Below are 17699 nucleotides of genomic sequence, written 5' to 3' on the forward strand. Positions count from 1 at the left end.
TGTTGGGTGCCGTAAACAGTGCCTGCTCCGTAACTCCGCATTCTGTGGGGCTTGGCGGCAACCTGCAACACAGCAAGGGCAGACGGCAAACGTGGCACACATGCGGGTAACGGACTGGCAACGGCGGGTTATAGGCAGGCAGTACGGTGCCATGCAGGGGCAGGCCCGCAAAACCCGTGGGGTGCTGGTTGCCGGGTTGCTGGCAGGTGTGGCCTGCGGCGTGCTGGCGCATGGGCCTGCTTGGGCCAGAAGTGCCAACACCGCTCCCGCCGTGCAGGATGTTGCCCGTTCGGATGGATTGCACGCCCTGCCTGTCACCAATGTGCAGGTGGATGCCCTGCCGGGTGTGGCGGAGGCGGAACCAAGCCTGTTTATTCCATGCGACGGGGCGGTAGGTCTGGCGGCATTCTGGTCCGGTGCGGAGCTGATGGTGGTGGTGGACCGCACCCTGCCCGCATTGCTCCATCTGCCAGCAGAAGGTGGCGTATTTGACCGGCGCGAGCGTGTGGCCCTTAACGGTGCCACTCTGCTGCGGCTTTACCTGCCGGACCATCCCCACGTTGTTTTTGCGCGGCAGAAGGCGGGTTGGTTACTGTGTGTTGCAGGGGCGCACACGCAGGGGCGGTGCGCCCCCGCTGTGCAGGAGCCTGCCGTGCATGTGCGCCCGCAACCGGCCCGCGTACTGTTTGCCCAGAGCCAGCCGGGGCAGGTGATTACCCTGCCGGACCCCGTAACCGGCGGCAGGCTGTTTGTTGGCACAACCCGGCAGGTGGAGGGCAGCCCCGACCCCCATTCCGCTGTGGGGTATGCCGTACGTCCGGCTGTGCTGGGGGTGGTTGTGGCGGCGGATTCCGCACAACTGGCCCTGCGGCCCACGCCCGATGGCCCGGTGCTGGAGGCCATAGCCGCCCAGCCATTGCCGGTGGGTTTGCCCGCACGCCCCCCCAGCGCCAGCGTGCAGCAGGGGCAGGACTGGCTGTGGCTGGGGTTTAAAGCGGCATCAGTCCTCCAGCTTGTGCAGGCATGGCACACCCAGCGCGATGCACTGGGGCAGGCAGGGCAGGACCCGGCCAGCCTGTGGACCAGGCGTGTGGCAGCGGCGCAGGCGGCCTTTGCTGCGGGTGCCCCACAACAGGCATGGGCGTTGCTGCGTGACCTGCCGGTGCCCCCCGAACATGGCGTACAGAATGGTGCGCTGGCCCTGCGAGCCTGCGCGGCGTTACTAAGCGGAGATCTGGCGGGGGCCGCGCCGCTGGGTACGGCAGACTGGGCCATGGAGCCGGATATGGTCTTGTGGCGCGGGGCGTATTTGATGGCCAGCGGGGCGGACAGCGCCCCAACGTCCGTTCTGCTTGCACGGGGCTATGCACGGCTGGAGCAGTACCCAGCCCCCGTGCAGGCCGTGCTGATGCCCCGGGTCAGCTGGTATCTGGCGCAGTTTGGCGGGGTGGATGAGCGCGCGGTTATGGGCACCCTGCCGGATGACCCAGCCTATAATCTGCCCCGCATTCTGCTACAGGCCCGCGCAGGCCACGCCGAAACCGCACGGGTAGCGCTGGAAAACCTGACCGCTTCGGGTGATGAGCAGATGGCGGATCGGGCACGGGCACAGCTTGTGGATTTTTTACGGACGCATGACCAGATTGGCCCCGACATGGCAGCGGATGCCTACGGCCAGTTGCTGGCAGCGCAAGGTGCTGGTGGCGCACAGGCCCCCAAGGGTAGCGCAAAGGCTGCTCCGCCGGAGGGCGCTCAGGCGAACGGAGCGGAAGGCGGGGCAGAAGGCACGCAGCCCGGTGGTGCTGTGGGTGCGCAGGGTGGCCTGCTGGCTTCGCTGCGGCTGGCTTATGCGCAGGCGCTGGCACAGGCAGGCCAGCCCGTGCGTGCGGTAGGCGTGCTGGCAGCACTGGTGCCGTCCGAGGCGACCCCGCGGGACAGGCTGGAGGCCGCGTGGCGCACGGTATTGTCCGCGCTGGTTTTTGGCCCGGCACAGGGCACGGCGGATGCTCCGGCCCATGGTGCCAAAGCCCGTGGCCCCCACGCTGTGGGGGCTGGGGCGCGTGTGTCTGGTCCATCCGGGCCGCAGAGTGCTCCGGCTATGGTTCGGACCCAGTTCCTTGCGCTGGCACGTGCGAATATGGAGCATGTGCCCGATGACCCGCTCAAGGCCAAGCTGCTGGCGGGGTTGGGGCGGCAGCTTGTGGCGCAGGGGCAGGCGGCACAGGCCGTTCCGGTTTTGCAGCAGGCGGATGTGCTGGCTATTGAGCCCCTTATGCGGGCAGATATTGAGGAGCAGCTTGCGCAGGCGGCCTTGCAGAGCAACCAGCGCCCACTGGCCCTGCGTGCACTGGAGCGGAGCGCGCTGCCCAATCTGCCCGAAGATCTGGCCGCCCGCCGGAGGTATGATGAGGCCCAGCTTGCCGCAGCCAGTGGCAACCGGGAGGGGGCGCAGGCCCTTCTGGCCGATGATGAATCGGATGCGGGCCTGTCCGTGCGGGGGGCTTTGTACGAGCAGGACCAGCAGTGGGCGCAGGCCGTGCTGGTGGTGGGTCGCCTTGCCAGCCGCACTTTGCCAGAACAGGGAGATTTGACCACCACACAACGCAATCTGGTGATTCGCCTCGCCTCCGATGCCGCCGCTGCGGGGGATGCCGCCACACTGCGGAACTTGCAGGCATGGGTGGGCAAACGCCCCCTGGGGGCGGAACGGCAGGCGCTGTTTGCGGCCCTTCTCAGGCAGGTGCAAAAAGCGCCGGTTGTGTCCTTAGGGGTGGTGGCCATACCCGGCGGATTTGACAAATCTGTTAAAGAGCCAAAATAGTTCTTGCATAGGGGGGGCAAAAAGCCCTAGTTAGCGCGCTCTTGGCCCAAGGGGGCGATTAATTTCGCCCAACAGGCTGTCTACTGGTTTGGGGGTACGTCAATGAACGCACTTGCTCAACTGGGGATGGTCTCGGAACTCCCGAGCAATAACCAGGCAATTTCTGTTCCGGTCTCATTCGAAGATGAAGACCGTAAAGATTATTTCGTCGAAAAAGACGGCGAAAAATTTGCAGGGACACACCTGCTGGTTGACATGTGGGGTGCCACAAATCTGGACGATCCCGCAAAGATCGACAGCACCCTGTGTGAAGCGGCTCTGGCGGCAGGGGCAACCATTCTGCACAGCCATTTCCACCATTTTACACCCAATGGCGGCGTGTCGGGTGTTGTGGTTCTGGCGGAAAGCCATATTTCCATCCACACATGGCCCGAGCGGGACTTTGCTGCGGTGGATATCTTCATGTGTGGGGCATGTGACCCGCATCTGGCCATTCCGGTCATGCAGCGCCTGTTTCAGGCCGAGCAACTGGATGTCAGCGAAGAACGCCGTGGCCGCGTGCAGGGGTAATCCCTGCATGTATGGCACCGGAACGCGCCTTATTTTCCGGTAATAGATTTCCCGGTAATAGAACGGCATGTCTGCCCCACTGGCTGGTGGGTTGGGCCTGCCGCACCATGTACGGCAAGGATGGCTGATATGGCTGAAAACTGGATTGAAGAAACCCTGTACGACAACTGGGGCCAGCGCTTCCGTGTTGTTAAGGAACTGGCGCGGACCCGCAGCCCGTTTCAGGATATTGTAGTATTTGAAAGCGATTCTCACGGCCGTGTTCTGCTGCTCGATGGTGTGGTGCAGATTACCGAGCGTGATGAATTTGTTTATCAGGAAATGCTAACCCACGTGCCGCTGTTTACGCACAAGGCCCCCCGCAATGTGCTGATTATTGGCGCAGGCGATGGTGGCGTGCTGCGCCGCGTGCTTGAACACCCCGGCGTGGAAAAGGCCGTGATGGTGGAAATTGACGGCGCAGTCATCGAACTTTCCAAACAATACCTGCCGTCCATTGCGGGCGACGCATGGACCAACCCGCGCGCGCAGGTCATTGTGGGGGACGGGATTGATTACGTTGCCAAAGCCGCCGATGGTGCTTTTGACGTCATTATTGTGGACAGCACCGACCCCATTGGTGTGGGCGAAGTTCTGTTTACCGACAGTTTTTACCAGCATTGCGCACGCGTGCTCAGTGCCGAGGGGCTGATTGTCAACCAGTGTGGCGTGCCCTTTATGCAGGCTGATGAACTGTACGAAACCAGCGCCCGCCGTGCCAAATACTTCCCCCATGTGTCCGCCTATGTGGCAGCCGTGCCAACCTATGTTGGCGGGTTTATGACTTTGGGCATCGCCTCCAAGGGGCCAAACCCCGCCGGGCAGGATACGGCCGCCGTGCGCGCCCGTGCCGAACAGGCCGGAATTTTGGGAAAAACCCAGTACTGGACGCCAGAAATCCATACAGGTTCCTTCAATCTTCCGCCTTATATTGCCAAGCATCTGCCCGGCGCCAAAGCATAAGGCCCGCCCGCGACCGTGATTGACTCGGAAGAGAAATAATGTCACGGTCGCAGCCGCGTAGTGGGAGAGACCAGCCGTAAAAAGCTGGCGCCGAAGGAGCAACCGCCCCGGAAACTCTCAGGCAAAAGGACCCTGCGCTCTAAAACTTCTGGAGAGAGGTGCGTTCGCACCCGCCGACGGGATAGCGATCTCAGGCAAAAGCACAGAAGGGGCAGCGGACGGTCCGGTCCGAAGCTCCGTGTTTTTGCCTTATGCCCGGCTTAAGGTGTGCGCGGAGTTTGGGCCTTTTTTGTAAGGCGGCGTGCATGGGCACCGATTCTTCTCTCCTCTACACACCACTCTATACTCTGCATCAGGACTTTGGCGGCAAAATGGTGCCGTTTGCAGGCTATGCCATGCCTTTGCAATATGCAGATGGCATTATGGCCGAGCACCGCCATGTGCGCGAACAGGTGGGCCTGTTTGATGTGTCCCACATGGGGCAGGTCCGCATTCGCGCACGTTCTGGCAGTGTGGAAGATGCAGCCCGCGCGCTGGAGCGCCTTGTGCCGGCCGATATTGTGGCGCTCAAGCCCGGTCGGCAGCGCTATACGCAGTTCACCAACGCATCGGGTGGTATTCTGGACGACCTGATGGTTATTGCGCAGGAGGACTGCCTGCTGCTGGTGGTTAACGCTGCGTGCAAACAGGCCGACCTTGCCCATATGCAGGACAATCTGGCCGACTGTCTGGTGGAACCGCTGGAAGACCGCGCCTTGCTGGCCCTGCAAGGCCCGCTGGCGCAGGATGTGCTGAGCAGCTTTGATGGCGATGCCGCCTCCATGCGTTTTATGGACGTGTGTATGCTCGAAATTGATGGCGCACGCTGCCTTGTTTCCCGCTCCGGTTACACGGGGGAAGATGGGTACGAAATTTCGCTCTCCGCCAAGGATGCGGACCGGGTGGCCCGCCAGTTGCTCCAGCACCAGCAGGTCAGGCTGATCGGCCTTGGCGCGCGTGACAGCCTGCGGCTGGAAGCCGGACTGTGCCTGTACGGGGCGGATATTGACCAGACGACAACCCCCGTGGAAGCGGCTCTGGAATGGTCCATCCAAAAATCCCGCCGTGCAGGGGGTGTGCGGGCTGGTGGTTTTCCGGGGGCGGATATTATTCTGGAGCAGTTGGAAAAAGGCGTAACCCGCCGCCGCGTGGGGCTGCTGCCAGAAGGCCGCGCCCCTGTGCGCCACGGTGCCCCCCTTTATGCGGATGCAGCATTGGCCGAGCCTGTGGGCGAGGTTACATCCGGTGCATTTGGCCCCACACTGGCAGCCCCCGTGGCCATGGGTTACGTGGCAACACCCTATGCCGCCGTTGGCACAGAGCTTGTGGCAGAACTGCGCGGCCGTGGTGTGCCCACCCGTGTGGCCAGCATGCCTATGGTGCCCGCCCGCTTTAAACGCTGAGTTTTTCCCAGCTTTCAGGTTCACATATTTTTCAAACAGGCTCCGCCGTGGAGCCTTACGGAGTATTCGGCAATGACCCTGTATTTTACGACCGAGCATGAATGGCTGCGCGTGGATGGTGACACGGCGGTGGTCGGCATTACCCAGCACGCAGCAGACGAACTGGGCGAACTGGTGTTTGTGGAAACCCGGCCCGCAGGCACGCAGGTCAAGGCCACGGAAGCCGTAGCCGTGGTGGAATCGGTCAAGGCCGCATCCGACATTTACGCCCCTGTGGATGGTGAGATTGTGGAAGGCAACGCAACCCTGAGCGATGACCCCTCCATTGTCAGCACCGACCCGCAGGGTGCTGGCTGGATTGTTAAATTCCGCCTGAGCAACCCCGCCCAGCTGGAAGGTCTGATGGACGCCGCTGCCTACGCCGCGTTTGTTGGCTGATTAACCACGCCTGACCCGTACTGCCCCGGCCTGTTACAGGGCAGGGGTGTTCCCTAGCTTGCGCCTGCGTGGTCTGGGGGCGGGTCATACCCTGTCTGTTCTGCGTTCTTTCGCCTGTAATCAGGATCGTGCCTGCATGTTCTCCCAAGTTGAAAACCTGCCCGCTTTTGCAGGGCTGACAGCCGATGGTGCGGCCTTTGCCGCCCGGCATATTGGCCCAACACCAGCCGAGCAGGCCGCCATGCTGCAAACGGTGGGTGCCAGCTCCCTTGATGAGCTGACGGACCAGACCCTGCCATCCGCCATCCGGGTTGGTAAGCCACTGGGCCTTGGGGCAGGCTGGACCGAAACAGACGTGCTGGCCCGCCTGCGCGAACTGGCAGGGCAGAACCGGGTCCTGACCAGCCTGATCGGTCAGGGGTATTATGGCACGGTGCTGCCAGCCGTAATTGGCCGCAATATTCTGGAAAACCCGGCATGGTACACGGCTTATACGCCTTACCAGCCAGAAATCAGCCAGGGGCGGCTGGAAGCCCTGCTGAACTTCCAGACCATGGTGACCGAACTGACCGGGCTGGACATTGCCAACGCCTCCCTGCTGGATGAGGCAACGGCAGCAGCCGAGGCCATGGCTCTGGCCAAGCGTGTTGCCAAATCCACCTCCAACACATTTTTTGTGGATGCGGACTGCCACCCCCAAACCATTGCCGTGCTTAAAACCCGTGCCGAACCCATGGGCTTTGCCGTGCAGGTGGGTAACCCGGCCACGGAGCTGAATGCGGCGGACGTGTTTGGTGCCCTGCTCCAGTACCCCGGCTCTTCGGGGCAGATTACGGACCCCCGTGCGGTGGTGGATGCGCTGCATGGCGCGGGTGGCATTGCGGTTATGGCGGCAGACCTGCTGGCTTTGACCATGCTGGCCGCCCCCGGCGAGCTGGGAGCGGATATTGCCATTGGCTCCACCCAGCGTTTTGGTGTTCCCATGGGGTTTGGTGGCCCCCACGCGGCGTACATGGCTGTGCGGGATGCGTACAAACGCAGTATGCCCGGTCGCCTTGTTGGTGTTTCGGTCGATAGTGAGGGGCGTCCGGCTTACCGTCTGGCGCTGCAAACGCGCGAACAGCACATCCGGCGCGAAAAAGCGACATCCAACATCTGCACGGCGCAGGTGTTGCTGGCCATTATTGCGGGCATGTATGCGGTGTACCACGGCCCGCAGGGGCTGCTGGCCATTGCCCGGCGAGTGCATGGGCTGACCGCCACACTGGCCGCAGGTCTGCGCGAACTGGGCGTGGTGGTGGAAACCACGGCGTTTTTTGATACGCTGACTGTTGATGCAGGCAGCGCAGCACCCGACCTGCTGGCCCGCGCGTGCGCCAAAGGCATAAACCTGCGCAACGCGGGAGAAGGCCGGATTGGCATAAGTCTGGACGAGACCAGCAGCGTGCGCACGGTGCTCGATGTCTGGTCCGTGTTCTGTGATGATCAGGACCGTATCGGGCATATGGCGCTCAGGCTGGCGCAGGCCCCTGCCGCCGTGCCGGATGCACTGGTGCGCCAGACGGCCTTTATGCAGCAGGCGGTTTTTGGCTCCTGCCGGTCCGAAACGGATATGCTGCGCTACCTGCGCCGTCTGGCCGACAAGGATCTGGCGCTTGATCGTACGATGATCCCGCTTGGCTCCTGCACCATGAAGCTGAATGCCACGGTGGAAATGCTGCCCATTACCTGGCCCGGCTTTTGTGACCTGCACCCTTTTGCTCCGTCTGATCAGGCGCAGGGTTACCATACCCTGTTCAAGGATCTGGAGCGCTGGCTCTGCGCCATTAGCGGGTATGATGCGGTGTCCTTCCAGCCCAATTCGGGCGCACAGGGGGAATACGCGGGGCTGCTGGCTATCAGGGCCTACCATCAGGCCCGTGGCGAGGGTGGGCGCAATGTGTGCCTTATCCCCGCTTCCGCCCATGGCACTAACCCGGCCTCCGCCCAGATGGCGGGGATGCGCGTTGTGGTGGTCAAATGCGATGCGGAAGGGAACATTGATCTGGCAGATATGCAGGACAAGGTGGCGGCCCATGCCGCTGACCTGTCCGCTGTTATGATCACCTATCCCTCCACCCACGGTGTGTTCGAGGAGAACATGCGCGCCATCTGCGATCTGGTGCACGATGCAGGCGGGCAGGTGTATGTGGATGGCGCGAATATGAACGCACAGGTCGGCCTTGCCCGTCCGGCGGATTACGGCGGGGATGTCAGCCACTTTAACCTGCACAAGACCTTCTGCATTCCCCACGGGGGTGGTGGGCCGGGCATGGGGCCAATTGGTGTGCGCGCCCACCTTGCGCCCTTCCTGCCCGGTAATCCGGCTGACCCGGATGCCATGGCGGTCAGTGCTGCGCAGTTTGGTTCGGCTTCCATTCTGCCCATCTCGTGGGCCTATATCCGCCTGATGGGGGATGAAGGGCTGAAGCGGGCAACGCAGGTGGCGATCCTCAACGCCAACTATATTGTCAGCCGTTTGTCTGCTGCGTATCCGGTGCTGTACCGCGGCGCCAAGGGGCGCGTGGCGCACGAGTGCATTCTGGACCTGCGCCCGATCAAGGAGAGTGCAGGGATTACGGTGGACGATATGGCCAAGCGGCTGGTGGACTACGGCTTCCATGCCCCTACGGTCAGTTTTCCCGTTGCTGGCACCTTTATGATCGAACCCACGGAATCCGAGGGCAAAGCCGAGCTGGATCGTTTTTGCGATGCCATGCTGGCTATTCGTGCGGAAGTGCAGGCCGTGGAAGACGGGCAGGTTACGGCAGAGCAGTCCGTGCTGCGCCACGCCCCCCATACGGGCACAGCCCTGACCGCCGAGGAATGGGCGCATCCGTACACCCGCAGGCAGGCGTGCTTTCCACCCGGTGTTAACCCGGCCACCAAATACTGGCCCAACGTTGCCCGGATCGACAATGTTTACGGGGACCGCAACCTTGTCTGTTCCTGCCCCGATATTGCGGAGTGGATGGAATAATCCATTCCCCTGATCCGGGTGCTGCACAAGGGCGGCTGGAGTTGATGCTCCAGCCGCCCTTTGTTTTTGCGCGCCTTTTTGCTCGGCGCCCTTCTGGCGCACATGGTTGGGGCGGGCAAGGGTGGCGCTCTGGTGCATTCAAGCGGGGGGGAAGCACGCGGCATGGCGGGAGGCCGGGCAGGTGTATGTGGAGTTTGACAGAGGCTGGGCGCTCTTATAAAACGAAACAGTTCCGTTTCTCAAATTTCGGCCATTTACGGGGGGCTCTGCCGAGCAGCCTGCCCTATGCCAAAGGATGCAAGGTTCCGTGCCAGTGTTGGCTGATATATCCAGTTGTGCCACCCCCCAGCGTGCGCTGCCCACTTACGCGCCCCAACAGCGGTTGAGCGGGGGCTGGAGGCGTTGGGCTTTGCGTTGCTCCGCCCTGAACGGCCGGTGCATGGTTGTGGCTGGGGCCGCTCTTTGGCTGGGCATGACCCCTGTGTATGCGCAGCCCCAACAGCCCCAACAGCCCCAACAGCCCCAACAGCCCCAATCCGGGCCGCAAAACCTGCCTTGTGGGGCGCAGGATGGGCGGTTGACCCTTAAGGTCAAAGAACTGGGGGCCATGGTAGGCTACCAGTGGGGGCGCGGCACGCTGGAACTGGGCGGTCACACTTACCAGATTGTTGCTCGCGGCGGGGGAATGCTGGCCGTGGGGCAGGCGGTTTTTCAGGCTACGGGGTGTGTGCGCAACATTACCCGCCCCGAGGATTTTAGCGGAACCTACTGGACTACTGGTGGTGCGGCCGTGGCCGGGCATGGCCACGGTATGCTGCTGATGGAAAACGCACATGGCGTGGATGTTCACCTGTCCGAACAGGCGCAGGGTGTTTTAATGTCGTGGCAGGTTGCACGGTTGGATATGGAACTCCTGCCCGACTGAGCACCAGCCTGCCCCCATTGCACGCCCGGAGTGGGGGAGAGGCCAGCGTGGTTGTCATTTCCCTGTTCGGGGGGAAGGGGCTATGCTTGGCGCATCGCGTGTTGGGACAAACAGGGACGGGTTTACAGGGATTGATGGCAGACGGAGTTGTACATGCGGGCGGTCGCCCCTCGCACGAGGCGGCGGAGGAACTGGATCGCACGGTTATTGCAGTGGCCACGGCAGAGTTTATGCGGGGGGGATACGCGGCAACTTCCGTGGAGCATATTGCCAAGGTCATAGGGTGCTCCAAGGCAACCATTTACCGGCGTTACCCTTCCAAAAAAGAACTGTTCCGGGCTGTGGTGCACGAGCGGTGCCAGCATATGGTTGCCATTCTGCATAACCAGTCGGGGGGCATAGCGGACCCCATGGATGCCATAAAGGATATGCTCCGCCGCTTTCTGGACTTTTTGCTGGTGCCTGAAACGGTGGAAACCTACCGTATCCTTATTATGGACTGCCAGCAGTTTGCCAGCATAACCGCAGATCTGGACAGAGCTATAGAACCGCTCCACCAGCGTATGACCTATTTGCTGGGGCAGGTGCTGGGTTGGCCGGATACTCCTGCAAACCGGGCCGAGGTTGCGATGCTGGAAATGAGCCTGCGCGGGCTGGTTACTGGCTGGCCCCTGCACCAGATGCTGAGCGGGCATAAGCCCTTTAAGTCGGATGAAGACAAAGATCGTTTTTTTGAAGCAAGCTGGAACGTGCTTGCCAGTGCGGTGCGGGTCCGCATTGCTTCTGGCCCACCAGCCTAGGGCAATGGGCAAGGGGCAAAGGGCGGTTTTTAACGCCTGCATGGTCGCCCTCATAGCGGCTCTCAAGGCCGTTGTTGTGGGCAGGTCAGGAAATTTTTTGCCCGTTGGGCACGCTGCGTTCGGGCGCAAGCAGCACAATATGGCCTTGCGCATCCGGCGCACCCAGCACCAGCACTTCGGAAATAAATGGACCAATCTGGCGCGGACCAAGGTTGACCACGCACACCACCTGCCGCCCTACCAGCGTCTCTGGGGTGTAAAGGGCGGTGATCTGCGCGCTGGAGTTTTTAACCCCCAGTTCTGCTCCAAAATCGATTTTTAATTTCCATGCTGGTTTGCGGGCCTGCGGAAAAGCCTCTGCTGCCAGTATGGTGCCAATGCGTATATCCAATGCGGCAAAATGCTCAATCATGGGCGCTATACTCATGCTGCTACACGTCTGCTGGTGCGGTATGCGGGGTTATTGTGCAAAAAAATCCCCGATCAGGCAACCTGACCGGGGTTTATGCTTTATCATTCAGGTCAAGGTAGAGGTTACTTCTGTTCCTGAAAAGTCACAGAGTTGTCCTGCGCACCAGCCGTAATGGGGTGAGCTGTTGCAGGGGCCTGTGCCAGCTGAGTGGCAGGTGTTTTGTTGGCCCATGCGGTCATAACTTCCTGCCTCAGGCTGGCAGGGGCGGCGTTCTTGCCAGCCGAACGGGGGTAAATAAACCCGTAGGTGGGGTAGATGGAGCCGTAGCTGCCGTTGTTGCCGTTAAGGGCAACACGCACAGCGGACCAGTCGTTGTTGGGAGACACGTCAATGACGGACACATTATGGCTTATGCCAGCCTGCGCCCAGTGTGACTGGTCAATAACAATGGTGCGGTTGTCCACAATGTTGCGCACAACGGCAACATGGCCAAGCGGCATACGGCGTGTGGCGCGGAAGTTGAGCACGCTGCCAGCTTTGGGTTCAAGCCCACGTTCGTAAACGCCTGCGGCATTGTGCCACCAGTCCCGCGCATTGCCGCGCAGCACCACATCGGATGCGGACTTGGCATAGGCTACACACTGGATCACATGGCCGGAGCTGCGGTGGTGATGGTGGGAGGATGCAAGGCGGATACCGTGGCTATGGTGCCGGGCGGTGTGGCTGCTGCGGGCCTGAGCGCCGCAGGTCAGGAAGGAAGCAGTAACAAAGGACACGACGGCCAGCGTAAGTTTTAGCTTTTTAGACCGTCCATCCCGCATCGTGTCTGCCTTTCCCTGGCTTGCTTTAGTTTAGGTCAGCTGCATGTTCTGGAATCAGGTATAAACAACCATGCAGATCAGGCAAGCGCTCATTGCGCAGCAAAAACGCGAAAGTGACTGTTTGCTAAAAAGACCTCGGTTGAAAATGAAAAATAGGAATAAATTCCTATCATCTGTCACCAGATTGCCTTAATCCGCGTTGCGGGGCGTGCGTAAGGGAATGGGGAGGAAAAGCCGGGCTGATTCTGATTCGGTGGATCTGTGGCTAAAAAACCACGCCTGTTGCAGTGCCAGCCCGGCGGGGGTGTGGGGTTTATTTTGTGGTCACAAGCATGATTTCGACCAGCATCCGCGGGTCAGCCAGAATGCCCTGCACACAGGCGCGGGCCGGAGCCTGACCTTCTGGCAGCCATACGCTCCACAGGTTGTTCAGCTTGTCGCGGTCGTTAATGTCCTTCAGCCAGATCTGGGCCTGAAGCAGGCGGGTCTTGTCCGTGCCGTGCTGTTCCAGCAGGGTGTCCAGCTGTTCCAGTACGTCGCGGGTCTGGCCTTCCACGTCCTGTTCCAGATCACGGGCAACCACACCCTGAGTGAACACAAAGCCATGGTATTCCACTGCGGCGGACAGAATCGGGTTGGGGTTGGTACGCAGGATTTTGCTCATAAAACACGTCCTTGGGGATCATCAGCCCTATGGCGCACGAACACAGCGTTCATGCGGTCTGCTAGTTTTCGGAGCGAACGCGCCCGCGGTCAACAGGCGGGTGGTGCCATACGTGCAAACTGGGCCAGCCTGTCTGGCGTATCAAAATCTTCCAGCAGGTCTGCCGGGGCCGGGAGCAGGCGCACGGCGGGGCCAAGTGCGCGCAGGATCTGGCGCCCCCCTTGATCCCCCGTAACCGTTAGCAACTGCGTAAACAGGGTGCTGGACCAGACTACGGGGTTGCCGGGCCTGCCGTTCCGCTGTGCAGCCACAACGGGGGCCTGTGTGGTGTGCTGTTCGTATAACAGGGCGTTGAGCAGATGGGTGGGGACGAGCGGCATATCCCCAAGGCAGACAAGCAGGCTGCTGGCCTGCATGGCCTGTGCAGCGCGCACCCCCGCATGGAGCGAGGCGGACAGGCCGCTGGCGGCATTGTCCATCTGCCGGGTGCTCAGGCGTGTGCCGTAGGCGGCCATGGCATGGGGGATGGCGGCAAGGTCAGAACGGTCGGGGGGGAGTAGCACCAGCACATGGGCTGCGGCACTGCACAGGGTATTGTGCAGGGTCCGGGCCAGCATGGGGCAACCCGTGGCATCCGGGGCTAGAAGTTTATGCTGCGCCCCCGTGCGGGAGGACTGGCCAGCCGCCAGAACAATGGCCAGCGTGCCTGCCAGTTCCGCTACCATCCACGTGCCTCTGCCAGCGGGGCCTGCCTGCGCACGGCAATAATGTCGGCCAGAATGGACAAGGCTATTTCCTCAGCCCCAACTGCGCCAATGGCCAGCCCTATGGGGCCACGGATGCGGGCCAGTGCCTCCGCCCCAAAGCCCAGCCCGCTCAGGCGTTCCATGCGGCTGGCCTGTGTTGTGCGCGACCCGAGCGCGCCAATATAAAAAGCGGGACTGCGCAGCGCGACCTCCAGCGTGGGGTCATCCAGCTTGGCATCGTGCGTCAGGGTGGCAATGGCGGTCATGCGGTCTATGCCCAAAGCCTGCATGGCCTCATCCGGCCAGTCGGTCAGCAAGGTCTGGCCGGGTACAAGGCCGGGAAAACGCTGGACCGTGGCCAGTGCCGTGCGCGGGTCAATGACCACGGGGGCCAGCCCGACCATGCTGGCCATGCGGGCAAGGGACTGGGCTATGTGCACAGCCCCAACAATAAGCAGGCGCGGGGCAGGCACCAGTGGCTGCACAAACCAGAGCTGCCCCTGGGCATCCGATTCTTCTCCACTGCGGCCATGCTGCATCCGGGTCTGTGCGGCCTGGCAGATTTCGGGCGGGCAGGTGCCGGATTGCACAGTGCTGCCCTGCTCGGTTTGCACAACAAGTGCGTGCTGCACGCCATTGGGGAGGCGTACAAGAGCCGCCGCCTGCCGGTTTGCCATGCACGCACAGGCCTGTTCCAGCAGGGCCAGAGGCAGGGTGCCGGTGGGGCAGGCGGTGGATTTTATGGCTTCGACCTGCACGTCCAGCCTGCCGCCACAGGCCAGCCCGACCTCCCACGCGCGGGCGCTGCTTACGCCATATTCCAGCGTTTGTGCGGGGCTTCCGGCCATAATGTCCTGCGCGTGGGTCATTACATCTGTTTCCACACACCCCCCGCTGACCGAGCCTTCAACCGCTCCGTTTGCACTGATGGCCATGCAGCTTCCCGCAGGGCGGGGGGAGCTGCCCCATGTGCCGGTTACGGTGGCAAGGGCAACCGGCTCTCCGGCCCGTGCCCATGCCAGTGCGTGGTCCAGTGGTGTCAGGAGTTGGGGAGGGGGGGCTGGAACTGTCATGATCGTTGCCTATATCACTGTGCACACAGACTGCCCATTGGCAGCAGAACAGGCCAGAAGCCGCGTGACTGCACAGCACACAATGGGGACGGGCTGCACGATTTTGAAAAAGGACATATTTTTATGACTGAAGAAAGAGACGGCCAGGTTGTTTACGTTGTGGCAGATGGTGGCAAAGTCCGCTTTTTGCATGATGCGCAGGGCGAAATGCGCGACGTGAGCGACATTAACGCTGATGGCCACGAAGATACCCCCGGCAAGCTCCCGCCCGAAACGGACCCCCGCACGGCCGCCAAGGAAGGTTTTGCCCGTAACGTGGCTGACCGGATTAACGCCATGGTGGCCCATGGTGCCAAGGTGGCAGGCTTTGTTATTGCCGCTCCGGCACCAATCATGCACGACATTCGTGCACACCTGAGCAAGCCTGCGGAAGCCAAGGTGATCAAGACCCTGATCAAGGATCTGACCAACATTCCGGCCCACGAACTGCACAAGCATTTTGATATTCCGGCTACCGGCTGGGTGCTGCCGGGCTAAATAAAGCCCACAACACCATCAGTCAGAGCTGCCAGATGGTTCCTTAATGGTTCCGTCTGGCAGCTTTTTTTTGGCATACTGGCCAAAACACGGCGCAAATAAGGGGTCACATATGCAGGTTTCCTATCCCGGCATGCAGTTACGGATCGTTCCGGTTACGCCTTTCCGGCAGAACTGCTCCATCTTGTGGAATGCGGATACGGGGCGGTGCCTCATGGTCGATGTGGGCGGGGATGCGGATATGCTGCTGGACTTTTTGCAGCGCAAATCTCTGGCGTTGGAGGCCATTCTGCTTACCCACGGGCACCTGGACCACGCAGGCGGCGTGGCGGCCCTGTGCCGTGGGCTGGAGGCACAGGGCAAGCCGCGCCCTGCTGTTATCGGACCGGATGAGCGGGATGGTTTTCTGCTTTCTTCCATAACCGATCAGGCCCGGCATTTTGGCCTTTCAGGGTTGGAGAATGCCTCGGTCGATCGTTTTGTGCGCGATGGCGAGGTGCTGGATTATTTGGGCTGCCAGTTGCGTGTTGTGCATGTGCCGGGGCATACGCCGGGCCATGTTGTGCTGGTGGACGAACAGGCCCGGTTTGCTTTTGTGGGGGATGTGCTGTTCCGTGGTTCCATTGGCCGCACGGATTTTGCCTATGGCAATGGCCCGCAGCTTGTGCAGGGCATACGCGAAAAGCTGCTGCCGCTAGGGGATGATATTGTGATAGTGCCCGGTCATGGTGGACTGTCCACATTAGGTGCGGAGCGGACGGCTAACCCGTTCTTGCAAGACGAGTCTTGAGTGCAGGAGAAAACAGGACGTGAAGAACAAACAACTGTTCGGGCTGCTTATGGCCGCGCTGCTTGGTAGTGCGGGCGTGGCATGGGGTTTGCCCGCTCTGGCAGAAGATTCGGGGGAACCCACACAGGCCCAGCCGGTCCTGCCCAAGGAATCGCTGACCATTGTTTCTGCCACGGGGTCGCATGTCTTTTCGGTAGAACTGGCCAAAACCCCACGCCAGCAGCAGGTGGGCGAGATGTTCCGCACGCAGGTGCCTGCCGATGGAGGCATGTTGTTCCCATGGGGTGTGCCCCAGCAGAGCGATATGTGGATGGAAAACACTCTTGTTCCGCTCGATATCGTCTTTATTGGTCCCGACCGGCGGGTGCAGGCTATTGTGGAAAATGCAGTACCGCAGAGTCTGGCCCATATCAGCAGCCATGGACCGGCACTGGCTACGCTGGAGCTGGCAGGGGGTGTAACCGCCAAGCTGGGTATTGTGGTGGGGGATAAGGTGGAATCAGCCACGCTGGCCCCTCCTGTGCCTGTTACCCAACCCAGAACAGAACAGCCAACCACAAAAACGCCCTGACGTGCCACGCAAGCTCCGCTAGAACGGCCCCGTTGGGCACAGGGCTGGTGGAGCGTGCGTGCCCCTAGGGTACGGGGCGGAATTTTGGCATTTCTGGTAACCGGTGCGGCCGGTTTTATTGGTTTTCATGTTGCACGCGCGCTGCTGGAGCGGGGTGAGCGGGTGGTCGGTATTGATAACCTGACCTCCTGCCTTGACCCCCGCCTGAAAAAAAGCCGCCTGCTGTTACTGGAGCAATACCCCGGATTTTTTTGCTATGGGGTCGATATCTGCCAGCCAGACCAGCTTATGGCACTGGCAGCCAGGGAACCGCACATTCGCGGTATTTTCCATTTTGCCGCGCAGGCCGGGGTCGGCCACTCGCTCCAGAACCCTTATGCCTTTGCCGATACCAATGTGAAGGGCCATGTTGGCGTGCTGGAGTTTGCCCGCAGGCAACCAAGGCTGGAGCATCTGGTCTATGCCTCATCCTCTTCCGTGTATGGCCGCAACAACAAGCTGCCTTTTACCGAGACAGACCCCGTAGACCAGCCCGGTTCGTTCTATGCCGTAAGCAAACGCAGCGCGGAGCTTGCGTCCGCCACCTATAGTTACCTTTATGGCATTCCCCAGACCGGCCTGCGGTTTTTTACCGTTTACGGTCCGTGGGGGCGGCCAGATATGGCGTATTACAGCTTTACACGCGCCATAATGGAGGGGCGGCCTGTTACCCTGTACGATGGCAAATCCCTTGCCCGCGATTTTACCTATATTGCCGATGTTGTATCCGCCGTGCTGGCCGTGTTTGACAAACCACCCCGGCAAGGCACCGCCCGTGTGCTCAACGTGGGTAGCCAGCGGCCACATAGCGTGCGCACGCTTATAGATGTGCTGGAGGAGGTGCTGGAGATCAAAGCCAATATCCACCTTCTCCCTCGCCCCGCAGCCGATGTGGAAAAAACATGGGCCGATATTGCAGCCATCCGCCAGCTAACGGGCTGGCAGCCCCAAACGGAGCTGATTGATGGCATTGCTGCGTTTGTGCGCTGGTATTATTTTCACGGCCCTGCAAAGATGGACATTTTGTAA

The 17699-nt window shown here is 61.2% G+C and carries 17 protein-coding genes and 1 riboswitch; of the genes, 12 read left to right on the forward strand and 5 right to left on the reverse strand.

Annotated features, from left to right (window positions below):
* Positions 1 to 91 precede the first annotated feature (91 nt).
* The 8 genes from Absy_RS03770 (at position 92) to Absy_RS03805 (ending at position 11017) form a co-directional block, all read left to right on the forward strand.
* Positions 92 to 2821, forward strand: a complete 2730-nt coding sequence (locus Absy_RS03770; protein ID WP_146802544.1) for a hypothetical protein — start codon at positions 92 to 94, stop codon at positions 2819 to 2821.
* 102 nt (positions 2822 to 2923) lie between these two features.
* The gene (speD, locus tag Absy_RS03775; protein ID WP_048853365.1) at positions 2924 to 3391 is read left to right on the forward strand and encodes an adenosylmethionine decarboxylase; all 468 of its coding nucleotides are present in this window, start codon (positions 2924 to 2926) and stop codon (positions 3389 to 3391) included.
* A gap of 129 nt (positions 3392 to 3520) precedes the next feature.
* Positions 3521 to 4393 carry a polyamine aminopropyltransferase gene (speE, locus tag Absy_RS03780; RefSeq protein ID WP_048853420.1) on the forward strand — a complete coding sequence of 291 codons (873 nt, stop codon included), beginning with the start codon at positions 3521 to 3523 and terminating at the stop codon, positions 4391 to 4393.
* 51 nt (positions 4394 to 4444) lie between these two features.
* Positions 4445 to 4535: riboswitch (glycine riboswitch) on the forward strand.
* Between the two features lie 163 nt (positions 4536 to 4698).
* On the forward strand, positions 4699 to 5835 hold the full coding sequence (gene gcvT / locus Absy_RS03785; protein ID WP_048853366.1) for a glycine cleavage system aminomethyltransferase GcvT: 1137 nt from the start codon (positions 4699 to 4701) through the stop codon (positions 5833 to 5835).
* A 72-nt stretch (positions 5836 to 5907) separates the two neighbouring features.
* Positions 5908 to 6273, forward strand: coding sequence for a glycine cleavage system protein GcvH (gene gcvH / locus Absy_RS03790; RefSeq protein WP_048853367.1), 366 nt, complete (start codon positions 5908 to 5910; stop codon positions 6271 to 6273).
* 136 nt (positions 6274 to 6409) lie between these two features.
* The gene (gene gcvP / locus Absy_RS03795) at positions 6410 to 9292 is read left to right on the forward strand and encodes an aminomethyl-transferring glycine dehydrogenase (RefSeq protein WP_048853421.1); all 2883 of its coding nucleotides are present in this window, start codon (positions 6410 to 6412) and stop codon (positions 9290 to 9292) included.
* Between the two features lie 307 nt (positions 9293 to 9599).
* Complete coding sequence (locus Absy_RS03800; protein ID WP_146802542.1) at positions 9600 to 10217, forward strand: hypothetical protein; 618 nt, start codon at positions 9600 to 9602, stop codon at positions 10215 to 10217.
* Positions 10175 to 11017, forward strand: a complete 843-nt coding sequence (locus tag Absy_RS03805; protein WP_148315534.1) for a TetR/AcrR family transcriptional regulator — start codon at positions 10175 to 10177, stop codon at positions 11015 to 11017. The genes Absy_RS03800 and Absy_RS03805 overlap by 43 nt, the downstream gene beginning before the upstream one ends.
* An 85-nt stretch (positions 11018 to 11102) precedes the next feature.
* On the opposite strand, the gene Absy_RS03810 is transcribed toward Absy_RS03805, so the two are convergent.
* The 5 genes from Absy_RS03810 to Absy_RS03830 form a co-directional block, all read right to left on the reverse strand.
* The gene (locus tag Absy_RS03810) at positions 11103 to 11444 is read right to left on the reverse strand and encodes a tRNA-binding protein (RefSeq protein ID WP_048853369.1); all 342 of its coding nucleotides are present in this window, start codon (positions 11442 to 11444) and stop codon (positions 11103 to 11105) included.
* Positions 11445 to 11551: 107 nt separating this feature from the next.
* Positions 11552 to 12250: a CHAP domain-containing protein gene (locus tag Absy_RS03815; protein ID WP_048853370.1), complete on the reverse strand. Its 699-nt coding sequence runs from the start codon at positions 12248 to 12250 to the stop codon at positions 11552 to 11554.
* Between the two features lie 313 nt (positions 12251 to 12563).
* Positions 12564 to 12914, reverse strand: coding sequence for a RidA family protein (locus Absy_RS03820; protein WP_048853371.1), 351 nt, complete (start codon positions 12912 to 12914; stop codon positions 12564 to 12566).
* An 89-nt stretch (positions 12915 to 13003) separates the two neighbouring features.
* Positions 13004 to 13639, reverse strand: coding sequence for a nucleotidyltransferase family protein (locus tag Absy_RS03825; RefSeq protein WP_084596853.1), 636 nt, complete (start codon positions 13637 to 13639; stop codon positions 13004 to 13006).
* Positions 13633 to 14733: an XdhC family protein gene (locus Absy_RS03830; protein WP_048853372.1), complete on the reverse strand. Its 1101-nt coding sequence runs from the start codon at positions 14731 to 14733 to the stop codon at positions 13633 to 13635. The genes Absy_RS03825 and Absy_RS03830 overlap by 7 nt, the downstream gene beginning before the upstream one ends.
* Before the next feature lie 123 nt (positions 14734 to 14856).
* On the opposite strand from Absy_RS03830, the gene Absy_RS03835 reads away from it, so the two are divergent.
* The 4 genes from Absy_RS03835 (at position 14857) to Absy_RS03850 (ending at position 17699) form a co-directional block, all read left to right on the forward strand.
* Positions 14857 to 15270 carry a host attachment protein gene (locus Absy_RS03835; RefSeq protein ID WP_048853373.1) on the forward strand — a complete coding sequence of 138 codons (414 nt, stop codon included), beginning with the start codon at positions 14857 to 14859 and terminating at the stop codon, positions 15268 to 15270.
* Positions 15271 to 15382: 112 nt separating this feature from the next.
* Positions 15383 to 16060: an MBL fold metallo-hydrolase gene (locus tag Absy_RS03840; protein ID WP_048853374.1), complete on the forward strand. Its 678-nt coding sequence runs from the start codon at positions 15383 to 15385 to the stop codon at positions 16058 to 16060.
* Positions 16061 to 16109: 49 nt separating this feature from the next.
* Positions 16110 to 16631 (forward strand): DUF192 domain-containing protein, encoded by a 522-nt coding sequence (locus tag Absy_RS03845; protein WP_048853424.1) that lies wholly within the window; start codon positions 16110 to 16112, stop codon positions 16629 to 16631.
* Between the two features lie 84 nt (positions 16632 to 16715).
* Positions 16716 to 17699: an NAD-dependent epimerase/dehydratase family protein gene (locus Absy_RS03850; RefSeq protein WP_048853375.1), complete on the forward strand. Its 984-nt coding sequence runs from the start codon at positions 16716 to 16718 to the stop codon at positions 17697 to 17699.

Source organism: Acetobacter syzygii, from assembly GCF_000964225.1.
Taxonomy (GTDB): domain Bacteria; phylum Pseudomonadota; class Alphaproteobacteria; order Acetobacterales; family Acetobacteraceae; genus Acetobacter; species Acetobacter syzygii.

Coding starts and splice junctions, on each gene's coding strand:
- speD (WP_048853365.1), top strand. CDS start 2,924: ATGAACGCACTTGCTCAACTGGGGATGGTCTCGGAACTCCCGAGCAAT.
- speE (WP_048853420.1), top strand. CDS start 3,521: ATGGCTGAAAACTGGATTGAAGAAACCCTGTACGACAACTGGGGCCAG.
- gcvT (WP_048853366.1), top strand. CDS start 4,699: ATGGGCACCGATTCTTCTCTCCTCTACACACCACTCTATACTCTGCAT.
- gcvH (WP_048853367.1), top strand. CDS start 5,908: ATGACCCTGTATTTTACGACCGAGCATGAATGGCTGCGCGTGGATGGT.
- gcvP (WP_048853421.1), top strand. CDS start 6,410: ATGTTCTCCCAAGTTGAAAACCTGCCCGCTTTTGCAGGGCTGACAGCC.
- Absy_RS03810 (WP_048853369.1), bottom strand. CDS start 11,444: ATGAGTATAGCGCCCATGATTGAGCATTTTGCCGCATTGGATATACGC.
- Absy_RS03815 (WP_048853370.1), bottom strand. CDS start 12,250: ATGCGGGATGGACGGTCTAAAAAGCTAAAACTTACGCTGGCCGTCGTG.
- Absy_RS03820 (WP_048853371.1), bottom strand. CDS start 12,914: ATGAGCAAAATCCTGCGTACCAACCCCAACCCGATTCTGTCCGCCGCA.
- Absy_RS03825 (WP_084596853.1), bottom strand. CDS start 13,639: ATGGTAGCGGAACTGGCAGGCACGCTGGCCATTGTTCTGGCGGCTGGC.
- Absy_RS03830 (WP_048853372.1), bottom strand. CDS start 14,733: ATGACAGTTCCAGCCCCCCCTCCCCAACTCCTGACACCACTGGACCAC.
- Absy_RS03835 (WP_048853373.1), top strand. CDS start 14,857: ATGACTGAAGAAAGAGACGGCCAGGTTGTTTACGTTGTGGCAGATGGT.
- Absy_RS03840 (WP_048853374.1), top strand. CDS start 15,383: ATGCAGGTTTCCTATCCCGGCATGCAGTTACGGATCGTTCCGGTTACG.
- Absy_RS03845 (WP_048853424.1), top strand. CDS start 16,110: ATGGCCGCGCTGCTTGGTAGTGCGGGCGTGGCATGGGGTTTGCCCGCT.